At 61.0% G+C, this 12429-nt stretch carries 18 protein-coding genes; 13 read left to right on the forward strand and 5 right to left on the reverse strand.

Going from position 1 to position 12429, the window contains the following annotated elements; genetic code table 11:
* Positions 1–180 precede the first annotated feature (180 nt).
* Together ACEN83_RS20035 and ACEN83_RS20040 are read left to right on the forward strand one after the other, a co-directional pair.
* The gene (locus tag ACEN83_RS20035; protein WP_495578206.1) at positions 181–1083 is read left to right on the forward strand and encodes a LysR family transcriptional regulator; all 903 of its coding nucleotides are present in this window, start codon (positions 181–183) and stop codon (positions 1081–1083) included.
* Positions 1084–1161: 78 nt separating this feature from the next.
* Positions 1162–1803: a TetR/AcrR family transcriptional regulator gene (locus ACEN83_RS20040; protein ID WP_495578207.1), complete on the forward strand. Its 642-nt coding sequence runs from the start codon at positions 1162–1164 to the stop codon at positions 1801–1803.
* Between the two features lie 307 nt (positions 1804–2110).
* On the opposite strand, the gene ACEN83_RS20045 is transcribed toward ACEN83_RS20040, so the two are convergent.
* Positions 2111–2644, reverse strand: coding sequence for a cysteine hydrolase family protein (locus ACEN83_RS20045; RefSeq protein ID WP_495578208.1), 534 nt, complete (start codon positions 2642–2644; stop codon positions 2111–2113).
* A 69-nt stretch (positions 2645–2713) separates the two neighbouring features.
* Positions 2714–4441 carry a gamma-glutamyltransferase gene (gene ggt, locus ACEN83_RS20050; protein ID WP_495578209.1) on the reverse strand — a complete coding sequence of 576 codons (1728 nt, stop codon included), beginning with the start codon at positions 4439–4441 and terminating at the stop codon, positions 2714–2716.
* A gap of 136 nt (positions 4442–4577) precedes the next feature.
* Between ggt and ACEN83_RS20055 the strand changes: the two genes are divergently transcribed.
* Positions 4578–5090, forward strand: a complete 513-nt coding sequence (locus tag ACEN83_RS20055; protein WP_495578210.1) for a methylated-DNA--[protein]-cysteine S-methyltransferase — start codon at positions 4578–4580, stop codon at positions 5088–5090.
* Positions 5091–5179: 89 nt separating this feature from the next.
* Here ACEN83_RS20055 and ACEN83_RS20060 read toward each other — a convergent pair whose 3' ends face one another.
* Positions 5180–5773: an NUDIX domain-containing protein gene (locus ACEN83_RS20060; RefSeq protein WP_007980612.1), complete on the reverse strand. Its 594-nt coding sequence runs from the start codon at positions 5771–5773 to the stop codon at positions 5180–5182.
* A gap of 57 nt (positions 5774–5830) precedes the next feature.
* Positions 5831–6268: a hemerythrin domain-containing protein gene (locus ACEN83_RS20065; RefSeq protein ID WP_015094413.1), complete on the reverse strand. Its 438-nt coding sequence runs from the start codon at positions 6266–6268 to the stop codon at positions 5831–5833.
* A 145-nt stretch (positions 6269–6413) separates the two neighbouring features.
* On the opposite strand from ACEN83_RS20065, the gene ACEN83_RS20070 reads away from it, so the two are divergent.
* Positions 6414–6836: a GNAT family N-acetyltransferase gene (locus tag ACEN83_RS20070; protein WP_218479021.1), complete on the forward strand. Its 423-nt coding sequence runs from the start codon at positions 6414–6416 to the stop codon at positions 6834–6836.
* Positions 6837–6921: 85 nt separating this feature from the next.
* Here the strand turns inward: ACEN83_RS20070 and ACEN83_RS20075 are convergent, their stop codons facing one another.
* On the reverse strand, positions 6922–7272 hold the full coding sequence (locus ACEN83_RS20075) for a hypothetical protein (RefSeq protein ID WP_218483534.1): 351 nt from the start codon (positions 7270–7272) through the stop codon (positions 6922–6924).
* A 148-nt stretch (positions 7273–7420) separates the two neighbouring features.
* On the opposite strand from ACEN83_RS20075, the gene ACEN83_RS20080 reads away from it, so the two are divergent.
* From ACEN83_RS20080 to ACEN83_RS20120, 9 genes are all read left to right on the forward strand, one after another.
* Positions 7421–7669 (forward strand): hypothetical protein, encoded by a 249-nt coding sequence (locus ACEN83_RS20080; RefSeq protein ID WP_095966482.1) that lies wholly within the window; start codon positions 7421–7423, stop codon positions 7667–7669.
* A gap of 20 nt (positions 7670–7689) precedes the next feature.
* Positions 7690–8019 (forward strand): DUF6388 family protein, encoded by a 330-nt coding sequence (locus tag ACEN83_RS20085; protein WP_015094410.1) that lies wholly within the window; start codon positions 7690–7692, stop codon positions 8017–8019.
* Positions 8020–8044: 25 nt separating this feature from the next.
* Complete coding sequence (locus ACEN83_RS20090) at positions 8045–8749, forward strand: YoaK family protein (protein WP_495578211.1); 705 nt, start codon at positions 8045–8047, stop codon at positions 8747–8749.
* Positions 8750–8927: 178 nt separating this feature from the next.
* Entirely contained in the window at positions 8928–9320 is a 393-nt protein-coding gene (gene tusD / locus ACEN83_RS20095; RefSeq protein WP_116581368.1) for a sulfurtransferase complex subunit TusD, read from the forward strand.
* Between the two features lies 1 nt (position 9321).
* Positions 9322–9684 carry a sulfurtransferase complex subunit TusC gene (tusC, locus tag ACEN83_RS20100; protein WP_495578212.1) on the forward strand — a complete coding sequence of 121 codons (363 nt, stop codon included), beginning with the start codon at positions 9322–9324 and terminating at the stop codon, positions 9682–9684.
* Positions 9684–9977 carry a sulfurtransferase complex subunit TusB gene (tusB, locus tag ACEN83_RS20105; RefSeq protein ID WP_218483526.1) on the forward strand — a complete coding sequence of 98 codons (294 nt, stop codon included), beginning with the start codon at positions 9684–9686 and terminating at the stop codon, positions 9975–9977. Before tusC ends, tusB begins: the two co-directional genes overlap by 1 nt.
* Positions 9974–10309, forward strand: coding sequence for a TusE/DsrC/DsvC family sulfur relay protein (locus ACEN83_RS20110; protein WP_015094405.1), 336 nt, complete (start codon positions 9974–9976; stop codon positions 10307–10309). The genes tusB and ACEN83_RS20110 overlap by 4 nt, the downstream gene beginning before the upstream one ends.
* Positions 10306–11307, forward strand: a complete 1002-nt coding sequence (locus ACEN83_RS20115) for a glycosyl transferase family protein (RefSeq protein ID WP_495578213.1) — start codon at positions 10306–10308, stop codon at positions 11305–11307. The genes ACEN83_RS20110 and ACEN83_RS20115 overlap by 4 nt, the downstream gene beginning before the upstream one ends.
* Positions 11308–11398: 91 nt before the next feature.
* Positions 11399–12400, forward strand: a complete 1002-nt coding sequence (locus tag ACEN83_RS20120; RefSeq protein WP_495578214.1) for a glutathione S-transferase family protein — start codon at positions 11399–11401, stop codon at positions 12398–12400.
* The last annotated feature ends 29 nt before the right edge of the window (positions 12401–12429 follow it).

Here is a 12429-nt window from a genome sequence, read left to right on the forward strand (position 1 = left end):
TGTTTGTTGTTTTTGTGGTTACAGCGCTCGCTACGACGTCCAGATCGGGTGAAACTCCAGAAAAAGCTGACGATGACGCTGGTTTCACGGCAATGTAGGGCGTGAATCAGGGCAATAAAATATCGCAGGCACACTGTTCACATAGATCAGCACCTATGTAATCGACAATCGGGAGCCCCCATGCTGGGAACTGTAACGGAGCTGGATCTGCGCCTGATCCGGGTATTTCTGACCGTCGTCGAGGCGGGCGGCATCTCGGCGGCTCAAACCGCCCTCAACGCCACGCAACCGACGATCAGCGCGCAATTGGCGACGCTGGAAGCGCGGGTCGGTTTTCGCCTGTGCGAGCGCGGGCGTGGCGGGTTTTCCGTCACGCCCAAAGGCACGCAGTTCATCGAGGCGGCCCGACGCTTGCTGGCGGCGGCCGAAGGATTCCGGGTCGAGGTGCAGCACATCAACCGCAAAGTCTCGGGCAGCATCAACATCGGCCTGCTGGGGCAGATCGATCCGGTGGCGAACAAGAAAATCGGCCTGGCCATTGCCCGTTTGCGGGCTCGGCACGAAGGGCTGTACTTCCATTTCACCGAGCTGTCGTCGTCGCTGCTGGAAGAGAAAATCATCAACGGCCATATCGACCTGGCCATTGGTTACTTCTGGCACCGCCTGCCCAGCATCGATTATTTCCCGCTGTTCCCGGAAACCCAGATTGCCTACTGCGCACCCTCGCATCCGTTGTTCGACCAGGTCGGCGCACTGACCCGCGAAGATGTCAGCGGCTTTGACTGGGTCTGGCCGAGCCATCCGTTGCCGGAGATGCCGGCCCCCACCTCCATCGAACGCCTGACCGTGCTCACCGACAGCATGGACGGCGCCGCCCTGTTGATCCTGTCCGGCCAGCACCTGGGGTTTCTGCCGCAGCACTACGCGACCCGGCATGAACAGCTGGGGCAATTGCACCCGCTGAACCCGGAGCTGCTGCGCTATGAGGTGAGCTTTCATGCGGCGGTGCGGCATTCGTCTCGTCAGAAGGACCTGGTGAGTGCGTTCCTCAACGAGCTGATCGAGATTTTCGGCCCCCTGTAGAGAAGCAGTCGCCGAGCGATGTGCTCAATCGCTATATAGTTTTGTATATTGCGCAACTTATTTCCCCCAGATAGCCCCATGAGCCGTATCCGTCAGCACAATCAGCACCTCATCCTGCAAGCTGCCAGCGCCGAATTCGCCGGCAAAGGCTTCGACGGCACGCAAACCCGGGACATTGCGGCGCGTGCGGGGGTGCCCAAAGCCAATCTTTATTACTACTTCCAGAGCAAGGAAAACCTCTACGGCCAGGTCCTGCTTGGTTTCGTCCAGCCGTTGCTGGACGCCTCCGCGGTACTGCGCGAAAGCGACGACCCGGTGGCGGGATTGCAGGCCTACATCACCGCCCGCATCCGCATTGCCCGGGAGCATCCGCACATTGCCAGGGTGTTCAGCGGTGAGTTGCTGCTGGGGGCCAGGCAGCTGCCTGAAGAATGCCGTGACCTGCTGTATGCCGAGGCCCAGCGCAATGTCGATTGCCTGCGCAGCTGGATCGACCGGGGCTTGATCGCACCGGTCGACCCGCAGCATTTGATGTTGTTTATCTGGTCAGCGACCCGGACCTACACCAACCTGGGCTGGCAGATGGCGCACATCACGGGACGCGAGACGCCTCAGGATGAGGACTACGCCAACGCCGCAGCCACCATCACCCGGCTGGTGCTCGGCGGTGTGATGCCGACTGCGGTGCGGGAGGAAAGGGTCTTGATGTTTGCGACTTGAGTGGTAGCCAGCCTGTAGGCACACAGTCCCTGTGGGAGCGGGCTTGCTCGCGAAGGCGGTGGGTCAGTCAACATAAACATCGGCAGTAAGGACGCCATCGCGGGCAAGCCCGCTCCCACAGTGATTTTGGTCGCTCGCAGATTTTGCGCACACCCACTGAACCTGTGGGAGCGGGCTTGCCCGCGATGGCGGTGGGTCAGTCAGCATCAATATCGGCAGTAATGACGCCTTCGCGGGCAAGCCCGCTCCCACAGTGATTTTGGTCGCTCGCAGATTTTGCGCACACCCACAGGGGGATGGGGTGGTTTCAGAAGTGGATGTCCTTGGCCGGGATCACGTCCATCCGCGCCACGGAACCTGTCAGGCGCTTCAGGTCCTTGTTGTGTTCGGCGATGATGTCTTCGGCGGTCTGGTTGCCGTTGTCGACGGTGGAATGTGCGTCGCTCGCCAGCACCACGTCGTAGCCCAGTGTCAGGGCCTGGCGCACGGTGGTATTGATGCAGTAATCGGTTTGCAAGCCACAGATGACCAGGCGATCGAATTCTTGCCCCGGCAACAGTTTTTGCAGGTGGGTCTTGTAGAACGAATCCGGGGTGGTTTTGCGCACGCGATGATCCGTGGGCGAGGTTTGCAACCCTTCGGCCAGTTGCCAGCCGGCAGTCTCATGCGCCAGCGGGCTGCCCGTTTCTTCGTGCTGGATCAGCACCACGGGCACGGCGGCCTTGCGCGCCCGGGCAGACAAGTCATTGATGGTGTCGATGACCCGGCCGATCTCGAAACACTCGTACTCTCCGGAACACAAAGCCTGCTGGACGTCGATGATTAACAACGCAGTGGTCATGATTTCCTTCCTTGAACGGTCGATGGTTCAGGGGACGAACATAAGCCCGTCCCCCTCCGGACACAACCCTCAGTAACCCAGCGACAACCCGGTGTTACGCCGTGGGTCGTTCGCCCCGTAGAAACGGTTCTTGCCCACCGGCTTGCCGCCCAGGGACGGCGCACCGACCAGGATCGCCGCCAGGTGGTTGGCGTCCTGTGGGCCGGCAAACTTGTGCCCCCAGCTTTCGAGGATCTTCACTGTGTCCGGGCTGGTGGTGAAGGCTTCCAGGTTGGTTTCCTCCGGCAGCCACTGCTGGTGGAAACGCGGTGCATCCACCGCTTCCTGGATGTTCATGCCGTAGTCGATCACGTTGAGCATGGTCAGCAAGGTCGCGGTGATGATGCGGCTGCCACCCGGAGTGCCGACCACCATCACCACTTTGCCGTCCTTGGTGACGATGGTCGGGCTCATGGACGACAGCGGCGCCTTGCCGGGTGCGATTGCGTTGGCCTCGCCCTGCACCAGGCCGTACATGTTCGGCACGCCGATTTTCGAGGTGAAGTCGTCCATTTCATCGTTGAGGATGACCCCGGTCTTGCTCGCCATCACGCCCGCGCCGAACCAGTCGTTGAGGGTGTAGGTCACCGACACCGCGTTGCCCCACTTGTCGACGATGGAGTAATGCGTGGTGTTGTTGCCTTCATGGGGCGCTACGCCGGGCTTGAGCTCACTCGATACCGCGGCTTTTTGTGGCTTGATCGCTTCGCGCAGCTTGGTCGCGTAGTTTTTATCCAGCAGGTGGGCAATCGGGTTCTTCACGAAATCCGGATCGCCCAGGTAGCTGTTGCGGTCGACATAGGCGTGGCGCATGGCTTCGATCTGATAGTGCATGCCCTGGGCCGAGTGATAGCCCAGTTCCTTCATCGGATAGCCTTCGAGGATGTTCATGATCTCGCAGATCACCACGCCGCCGGAGCTCGGTGGCGGTGCCGAGACCACGTGGTAGCCACGGTAGTCGCACTCGATGGGCGCCAGTTCGCGGGTCTTGTATTTGTCGAGATCGGCCTGGGTGATGATGCCCTTGTTGGCCTGGCTGGAGGTGACAATGGCGTCGGCCACCCAGCCCTTATAGAAACCGTCGGCGCCTTTCTCGGAGATTTCCCGCAGGGTCTTGCTCAGGTCCTTTTGCACCAGCTTCTGGCCGACCTGCATCGGCTCGCCGTTGCTGAGGAAGATCGAGCCGGAATCCTTCATGTCCTTCTTGAACATGTCGGTGGCGTAGTCCAGCAGATCGACGTCGCCCTGCTCCAGCACGAAACCGTCTTCGGCCAACTTGATGGCCGGGGCGATGATTTCCTTGCGCGGTTTGGTGCCGTACTTGGACAGCGCCAGTTCCATGCCGGAAACGGTGCCCGGCACACCCACGGCCAGGTGGCCACGGGTACTCAGATCGGGAACGACGTTGCCGTCCTTGTCCAGGTACATGTTGGCGGTGGCGGCCAGCGGCGCTTTTTCACGGAAGTCGAGAAAGGTCTTGCGCCCGTCCGCCAACTGGATGGTCATGAAACCACCGCCACCGAGGTTGCCTGCCGCGGGGTACACCACCGCCAGCGCATAGCCGACCGCGACCGCTGCGTCGACAGCGTTGCCGCCGTTCTTGAGCACATCCACGCCGACATGGCTGGCCAGGTGCTGGGCGGTGACCACCATGCCGTTTTCCCCGGTCGCCGGGGCCACGGAGGCGGCGTGAGCAGTCAGGCAGCTGAGAGCCAATGAGGTCGCAATCAGCGATTTGGCAAAAGGTTCGTACTTCATGAGTCGGTCTCTTCTTGTCATTAACCTGGGGAACGCTTCAAAAGCAGTGAGCAAGTATGGTCGGGATTACGTATTGCGCCTCCTCGTCGACACAGTATCCTTAACGCTTGTTCAGCAATTTTCCGCGAGCCCTGGCATGACCTATACCTGCATCACCGTGGCTTCCCCGGTCGGCCAGTTGAAGCTGGTGGCGAACGGTTCGCGACTGGCAGCCATCCTCTGGGAAAACAACAAACCCGGGCGGGTGCGCCTCGGCCCGATGAGCGAGGCGCCGGACAACCCGATACTGGTGCGCACCGCCGCGCAGCTGCGCGAATATTTTTCCGGCACCCGCGATCGCTTCGAACTGGAACTGGACTTTGCCGGCACGGAATTTCAGAAAAAGGTCTGGGCGGCGCTGCTGACCATCCCGTTCGGCGAGACCCGCAGCTACAGCCAGATCGCCGAACAGATCGGCAACCCGGCGGCGGTCAGGGCGGTGGGTGCGGCGAATGGCAAGAACCCGATTTCGATCGTGGCGCCGTGTCACCGGGTGATTGGTGCGTCGGGCAAGCTCACCGGGTTTGCCGGTGGGCTGGAGGCCAAGGCATTGTTGCTCACCCTTGAAGGCGGGCAAACGCCCGGCACCGCACGCCTGCCCGGCTTTTGACCTTGTAGGAGCTGCCGCAGGCTGCGATCTGTTGATCTTGCATTTAAAAGATCAACAGATCGCAGCCTGCGGCAGCTCCTACGGGGAGATCAGGGTTGATTGAAGAGGTTTTTCATCGCCGCATACTGCAGCAGCATGATGGTCTTGGCGTCGCAGATCTCGCCACGGTAGAACGCTTCGAGGGCGTCGTCGAACGCCCACTCCAGCACTTCCAGCTCTTCGGTTTCCGCCTCCAGCCCGCCACCGTCGCTGACTTTCGACCTGGCGTCGTATTCGGCAATGAAGAAGTGCAGTTTTTCCGTCACCGAACCGGGGCTCATGTACGCCTCGAACACCTTCTGCACATGGTGCACGCGGTAACCCGTTTCCTCCTCCGCTTCATCACGGATGCGGTCTTCAGGCGCCGCGCCTTCCAGCAACCCCGCCGCCACTTCGATCAACAGCCCGTCGTGACCGTTGACGAACACCGGCAGGCGAAATTGCCGGGTCAGTACCACGGTTTTCTTTTCGCGGTTGTACAACAGAATCGCCGCGCCGTTGCCACGGTCGTAGACCTCCCGCACCTGGCGTTGCCACTCGCCATTGTTGCGTTGGTAATCGAAGGTGATTTTCTTCAGCAGGTACCAGTCGTGGGACAACACCTGGGACTCCAGAATGTTGACCCGCTCGGCTGTGTTCGACATGACAACGCGTCCTGTTATTTCTCAGAGAGTGCACATGTTAGGTGAAAACCTGCCTCTTCAAGCAAGCTGCGCCTTGTACTCCTTCTCGTATTGCCCGGCCAACGACTCTTTCTGTTTGTCGTCGAGCAGCTTGCCGGCCATCTGGAAGAACTTCTGCTCTTCTTCCTCGAGGTGGTGATGCACCTTCTCCGAGAGTTTCTTCGCGGTCACCAGCCAGGCCGGGCTGGACATTTCGGTGTCATCCAGCGCCTCCATCATTTCGTCCATTTCGTGATGTTCGGCGATGCCATGACGGCTGAGGTCGACGCCGTTGTCGAACTTCATCAACGGGATGTAGAAATGCCGCTCTTCGGCCGTGGCGTGAGCCTGCAATTCTGACTTGAGTTGCTTGTACGCCTCGACCCGCTCAGGCGTATCGCCGCTGGTATGGATCAGCGCCTTGGCATAGGTCCGTTGGCGTTCGTGGCTTTCGCGCAAGGCTTCAAATATGTTCACGGGGCGTTGTCCTCATCGGCGGCGTCTGGAGTGACGCGTCTTAAGCAATGACAGCTGTGCGTTGGCGACGGTTCAACTTTCCCGGGGATGGAACAATCACAGCAACCGGGATAGGCTGCGGCTTCACTGCCATAAGGATATAGCCATGAACCTGCGTATCGAACGCAAGCACAACCCCAGCACCGAAGAACGCGAGGCGATCCTCGTGCCGTTGCGCGCCTACAACGCCTCGAAGTCTGCAAGCCCGCCACCGGAACATATCGCATTGCTGATACGCGACGACAACGACGAAATCGTCGGCGGCGTCTACGCCCGGTTGTTTTATCAGTGGTTGTTCATAGACTTGCTGGCGGTGCCGGAACAGGCCCGGGGACAAGGCATGGGCACCAGGTTGATGCAGATGGCCGAAGACCTTGCGCGCGAAAAGGAATGCGTCGGTCTGTGGCTGGAAACCTTCGAATTCCAGGCGCCGGAGTTCTACAAGAAATGCGGCTACAGCGAGATCGGGCACATTGCCGATTACCCGCCGGGCCACAAGCACTTCTTCTTCCAGAAGCGCCTGAGCTAAAAGATCGCAGCCTGCGGCAGCTCCTACAGAGGACGCGAAACCTGTAGGAGCTGCCGCAGGCTGCGATCTTTTGATCCTGATTTGCCTACAGGCAAGTCGCCAACGCCGCCAACCGGCGCTTGGCCACGAAATCATCCTTCTGTGCGTAGTAGCTCAACACCGTGCCCGAGGCATCGGTGGTCACGTCGACGAAGGACTCCGCCGAACGGGTATAAACGGTCGTGCCGCCCTTCTCGCCAGGCTCCAGATAGGCGGCGGCATCCACGCCGAACACGGCCTCGTCCTGCCAGGAAAACTGCACGCACTGGGCGACGTCCTTTCCCGGTTTATCCGAGTTCAGGGTCTTGTACGGGGCCTTGGTGCGGGCGTCGTTCATCGCCGAGCCGGCGCATCCGGCCAGCAACGTCACGGCCAGCGCCACCATCAGAATTCGCATTGCATTCACTCATCGGGAAAAAGCGGACTTTATCACCCCGGCAGCCCGTATCGTTCTGCTTTACTGCATTTATACCGCGACAGCGCACAACGATTCGCGCACCCTGTCGCGCCAATAACGCCCCATCGCACCCCTGACTGGAAATCCGATGACACCTAATGCCGAGTTCTACAAACCGAGCACTGAATATGCCGACAAGCTGATCAGCCAGATCGGGCAGACGCCGTCCTGGATCGCCAAGCGAATCGGCGTCACCGACAAGCGGATTCGCTACATCCTCGACGGCGAAAGAACCGTCAAAGGCGAAACCACGCCGATCCAGATGACCTACACCGAGCAGTTTGCCCTCGAATGCCTGGCGGCAGCGGCCAAGGCCAGCAAGCAGCAATCCTCGTAATCCGTTCTCAAGGAGCGACCATGGCGGCAACCGAGCAGCAACATGAACAGGCACTGAAGCGGTTTCTCGACGAACGCCCCGAGTTGCGCCACGACCTCGACAACCTCAACCCATTGCAGGCCCAGGCCAAGGGTGAAACCCCGGCGCAGTACCGCGACGAACGCTTGCACGAAGCCTTCGAGGCCGAGGCGGAACGCCAAGGATTGTTCGCCTGGGAGCTGACGCTGCAACTGACGGCTGCTACGGCCGAAGACTACGAAGCGCAGCGCCTGGAAGTGCACCGGGAAGTCGCGGAAATGGCCGGTATGGACTGGCTGGAGTATTGCGAGTTGAATGGGATAAAACCCTGAGCACTGTTCAAGGATGCCGTCGTCGATGCTGCCCAACACCGCCAGGACCCACGCCAGCCCCGGTCACTTGCACACGCAGAAATGGCGCGGGCGCATAGGCCTGAGCCTGGTGGCCATGCTCTCGGTACTCGCCGGCATGACTGACGCCATCGGCTTCATGGCCAGCGGCGACTTCGTCTCGTTCATGAGCGGCAATACCACCCGGATGGCGGTCGCCATCAGCGCTGGCGACCTTGGCTTGACCTTGCGCCTGGTGATCCTCGTCGCCACCTTCATTGTCGGCAACGCGCTGGGCATTATCGTCAGCCGCCTGGGTGGTCGTCGGGCCCTGCCACTGCTGTTGTGCATCGCCACCCTGCTCTGCGCCGCCGCAGCCTGGCCTTATGAGGCGCAACTGCCGGCCCTGCTGGCGGCGATCATTGCAATGGGCATGCTCAACGCCGCGGTGGAAGAAGTGAACGGCCTGCCGGTGGGCCTGACCTACGTCACCGGCGCCCTGTCGCGCTTCGGCCGCGGACTGGGCCGCTGGATGCTCGGCGAGCGCCGCAACGGCTGGCGCGTGCAACTGATCCCCTGGACCGGCATGTTCGCCGGCGCGGTACTCGGTGCCGTGCTGGAACATCACCTGGGACTCAAGGCGTTGTTTGCCAGTGGCCTGCTGGCTGCCGCGCTCGGGGTATTGTCGTTGAAGATCCCGCGACGCTGGCAGTTGGGGTACATGCCGCGCTGACCCCCTGTAGGAGCTGCCGCAGGCTGCGATCTTTTGACTTTGATTTTTTAAAAACAAGATCAAAAGATCGCAGCCTGCGGCAGCTCCTACAGGGGGTTTTCGGGTATAGGGCAGGTTACTTTCGCCGACCCGCCGATAAAGCATTATCATGGCCGCAGTTTCGCTGATCGAGTCTGTCATGAAGTTCGCCATCGCCGTGTTTTCCGCCGCCCACGCGCCCTCCTCGCGCCGCGCCCTGCTGTTCGCCCAAGCGGCGCTGGCCGGCGGGCATGAGATCGTCCGGCTGTTTTTCTATCAGGACGGTGTCTACAACGCGTCATCCAGCGTGGTCACGCCCCAGGATGAAGCGGACTTGCCCAAGCAATGGCGCGCCTTTGTCAGCGACCACCAACTCGATGGCGTGGTGTGCATCGCCGCCGCCCTGCGCCGTGGTGTCTTGAATGAAGAAGAAGCCCGGCGCTATCAGCGCGAGGCTGTTGCCGTCGGTGCGCCGTGGGAATTGTCCGGCCTCGGCCAATTGCATGACGCGGCGCAGGATGCCGACCGCCTGATCTGTTTCGGAGGCGCATGACATGGCCAAATCCATATTGATCATCAGCCGCCAGTCGCCATGGTCCGGCCCGGGCGCGCGGGAAGCGCTGGATATCGTGCTGGCCGGCGGCGCCTTCGATCTGCCGATTGGCCTGTTGTTTCTCGATGACGGCGTGTTCCAGCTCGCCGCCGGCCAGAACGCCAGGACCTTGCAACAGAAAGACCTGAGCGCCAACCTGCAAGCCCTGCCGCTGTTCGGTGTCGAGGAACTGTTTGCCTGCGGCGACAGCATCAACCGGCGCGGCCTCGACCCGAGCGGCTTGGCGCTGGAAGAAGCCCGGGTGTTGGCCGCCGACGAAATCACCGCCCTCATTGACCGTTACGACCAGGTGATCACCCTCTGATGTCGACTTTGCATGTGTTGTCTCACTCCCCGTTCGGTGACGAACGCCTGACCAGTTGCCTGCGCGTGATCGGTACCAACGACGGCTTGCTGCTGTCCGGCGATGCCGCCTATGCGTTGCAGCCAGGCACCGAACCGTTCACGGCACTCAGCACCCGTGGCCTGAAGCTGTTCGTCCTGGCCGAAGATGCCCAGGCCCGTGCGCTGGTGGTTCCGGACTGGGCCCGGGCGATCGATTACCCGGCCTTCGTCGAACTGTCGATTCACTATGACAAGGTCAACAGTTGGCTATGAATGCATTGACGGTCGGCGCTCGCGCCATTGAGCTGGACAAGGACGGCTTCCTGGTCGAACTGAATGACTGGTCTGCCGATGTGGCCAGCGCCCTGGCGGCGGCCGAAGACATCGAGCTGACGCCCGAGCACTGGGAAGTCCTCGAACTGCTGCGCAGTTTCTACGCCGAGTTCCAGCTGTCACCGGCCACCCGCCCGTTGATCAAGTACACCGCATTGAAACTCGGCCCGGAAAAAGGCAACAGCCTGCACCTGAACCGACTGTTCAAAGGCACCCCCGCCAAACTCGCCGCGAAGCTGGCGGGCCTGCCCAAACCGACGAATTGCTTATGACCGATTACCCAGCACTGACCCTCGAAACACCCGCCGAGCACCCGTTCGCGCAGTTCGTGCGGATCCTCGGCAAAGGCAAGCGCGGCGCCCGTGACCTGACCCGGATCGAAGCCCGCGAAGCCATGGGCATGGTGCTCGATGAAAAGATCGAGGAAACCCAGCTCGGCGCATTCCTGATGCTGTTGCGGCACAAGGAAGAAAGCGCCGAGGAAATGGCCGGGTTCACCGAAGCCTTGCGCGAACGCCTGAACCCTCCGGCGCTGGCGGTGGACCTGGACTGGCCGACCTATGCCGGCAAGAAGCGGCATTTGCCGTGGTACCTGTTGGCGGCCAAGTGCCTGGCGCAAAACGGCGTGCGGATTTTCATGCATGGCGGCGGCGCCCACACGGCCGGTCGCCTGTACAGCGAGCAACTGCTGGGTGAATTGAACATCCCGCTGTGCCGCAACTGGCAACAGGTCGGCTCGGCGCTGGATAACGGCGGCCTGGCCTTTATGCCGCTGGTGGACTGGGCACCGCAGCTGCAACGGATGATCGACCTGCGCAACACCCTCGGCCTGCGCTCGCCGATCCACTCACTGGCGCGGATTCTCAATCCGCTGGGCGCGCGTTGCGGCCTGCAGAGCATTTTCCACCCCGGCTATCAGGCCGTGCATCGCGATGCCAGCGGCTTGCTCGGCGATACCGCGATCGTGATCAAGGGCGATGGCGGCGAGATCGAGATCAACCCGGACGCCGACAGCCATCTGTACGGCACCACTGGCGGCCAGAGCTGGGACGAAGAATGGCCGCAGTTGTCGGCGCAGCGTCACGTCAAACCCGCCTCGCTCGATCCCGAGCACCTGAAAGCGGTGTGGCGTGGCGAGGTGGTCGACAGCTACCCGCAAATGGCCCTGATCTCGACCATGGCCCTGGCCCTGCGTGGACTCGGCCAGAGCCGCGAACAGGCCTTTGAAACCGCCGAACAATACTGGGCCGCGCGCAACAAATCGATTTAACCGATCATTCGCGCCCGATCTTTGCGCTTTTTGTTCGAACCCATGGGAATAGACTCGACTCCAACGAATATTGGCTTCTGGAGTCTTGAACATGGGTTTGTTAGTCGATGGCCGCTGGCAGGACAAGTGGTACGAAAGCAGCAAGGACGGCGCGTTCCAGCGTGAACAGGCGCAACGTCGGCACTGGCTGACCGCAGATGGCAAGCCGGGGCCGACCGGCGTCGGCGGTTTTGCCGCAGAACCCGGTCGCTATCACCTGTACGTATCCCTGGCCTGTCCGTGGGCCCACCGCACCCTGATCCTGCGCAAACTCAAAGGCCTCGAAAGCCTGATCGACGTTTCGGTGGTCAGTTGGCTGATGCTGGAAAACGGCTGGACCTTCGACAAAGCCCTCGGCTCCACCGGCGACAAGCTCGATCACTTCGACTTCATGCACCAGCGCTACACCGCCGATACCGCCGATTACACCGGCCGCGTCACCGTGCCGGTGCTGTGGGACAAACAGCACAAACGCATCGTCAACAATGAATCATCGGAAATCATCCGCATGTTCAATGGCGCCTTCGACGATCTGACCGGTAACGACCTGGACTTCTACCCGGCGCCGCTGCGCGGTGAGATCGATGCGTTGAACGAGCGTATTTATCCCGCGGTGAACAATGGCGTGTACCGCGCCGGGTTTGCCACGTCGCAACAGGCTTATGAACAAGCCTTCGACGAAGTATTTGCCGAACTGGATCGCCTGGAACTGCTGCTGGGTGCCAACCGCTATCTGGCTGGCGAATACCTGACCGAAGCGGACATCCGCCTGTTCACCACGCTGATTCGCTTCGATGCGGTGTACTACGGGCACTTCAAGTGCAACCTGCGGCGGATTGCGGATTATCCGAATCTGTCGAACTGGCTGCGGGAGATTTATCAGTGGCCGGGGATTGCCGAGACGGTGGATTTTGAGCACATCAAGAATCACTACTATGCCAGTCACCGCACCATCAACCCGACGGGTGTGGTGCCCAAGGGGCCGGCGCAGGACTTTACCCTGGCCCATGATCGGGAGCGGTTGAGTGGGAAAGGGGTTTGGAAAAAGAGCTAAAAGCAAAAGATCGCAGCCTTCGGCAGCTC

The organism is Pseudomonas sp. Pseusp49 (assembly GCF_059491875.1).

Coding starts and splice junctions, on each gene's coding strand:
- ACEN83_RS20035 (WP_495578206.1), top strand. CDS start 181: ATGCTGGGAACTGTAACGGAGCTGGATCTGCGCCTGATCCGGGTATTT.
- ACEN83_RS20115 (WP_495578213.1), top strand. CDS start 10,306: ATGACCGATTACCCAGCACTGACCCTCGAAACACCCGCCGAGCACCCG.
- ACEN83_RS20055 (WP_495578210.1), top strand. CDS start 4,578: ATGACCTATACCTGCATCACCGTGGCTTCCCCGGTCGGCCAGTTGAAG.
- ACEN83_RS20085 (WP_015094410.1), top strand. CDS start 7,690: ATGGCGGCAACCGAGCAGCAACATGAACAGGCACTGAAGCGGTTTCTC.
- tusB (WP_218483526.1), top strand. CDS start 9,684: ATGTCGACTTTGCATGTGTTGTCTCACTCCCCGTTCGGTGACGAACGC.
- ggt (WP_495578209.1), bottom strand. CDS start 4,441: ATGAAGTACGAACCTTTTGCCAAATCGCTGATTGCGACCTCATTGGCT.
- ACEN83_RS20040 (WP_495578207.1), top strand. CDS start 1,162: ATGAGCCGTATCCGTCAGCACAATCAGCACCTCATCCTGCAAGCTGCC.
- tusC (WP_495578212.1), top strand. CDS start 9,322: ATGGCCAAATCCATATTGATCATCAGCCGCCAGTCGCCATGGTCCGGC.
- ACEN83_RS20075 (WP_218483534.1), bottom strand. CDS start 7,272: ATGCGAATTCTGATGGTGGCGCTGGCCGTGACGTTGCTGGCCGGATGC.
- ACEN83_RS20070 (WP_218479021.1), top strand. CDS start 6,414: ATGAACCTGCGTATCGAACGCAAGCACAACCCCAGCACCGAAGAACGC.
- ACEN83_RS20090 (WP_495578211.1), top strand. CDS start 8,045: ATGCTGCCCAACACCGCCAGGACCCACGCCAGCCCCGGTCACTTGCAC.
- ACEN83_RS20120 (WP_495578214.1), top strand. CDS start 11,399: ATGGGTTTGTTAGTCGATGGCCGCTGGCAGGACAAGTGGTACGAAAGC.
- ACEN83_RS20060 (WP_007980612.1), bottom strand. CDS start 5,773: ATGTCGAACACAGCCGAGCGGGTCAACATTCTGGAGTCCCAGGTGTTG.
- ACEN83_RS20080 (WP_095966482.1), top strand. CDS start 7,421: ATGACACCTAATGCCGAGTTCTACAAACCGAGCACTGAATATGCCGAC.
- ACEN83_RS20110 (WP_015094405.1), top strand. CDS start 9,974: ATGAATGCATTGACGGTCGGCGCTCGCGCCATTGAGCTGGACAAGGAC.
- ACEN83_RS20045 (WP_495578208.1), bottom strand. CDS start 2,644: ATGACCACTGCGTTGTTAATCATCGACGTCCAGCAGGCTTTGTGTTCC.
- tusD (WP_116581368.1), top strand. CDS start 8,928: ATGAAGTTCGCCATCGCCGTGTTTTCCGCCGCCCACGCGCCCTCCTCG.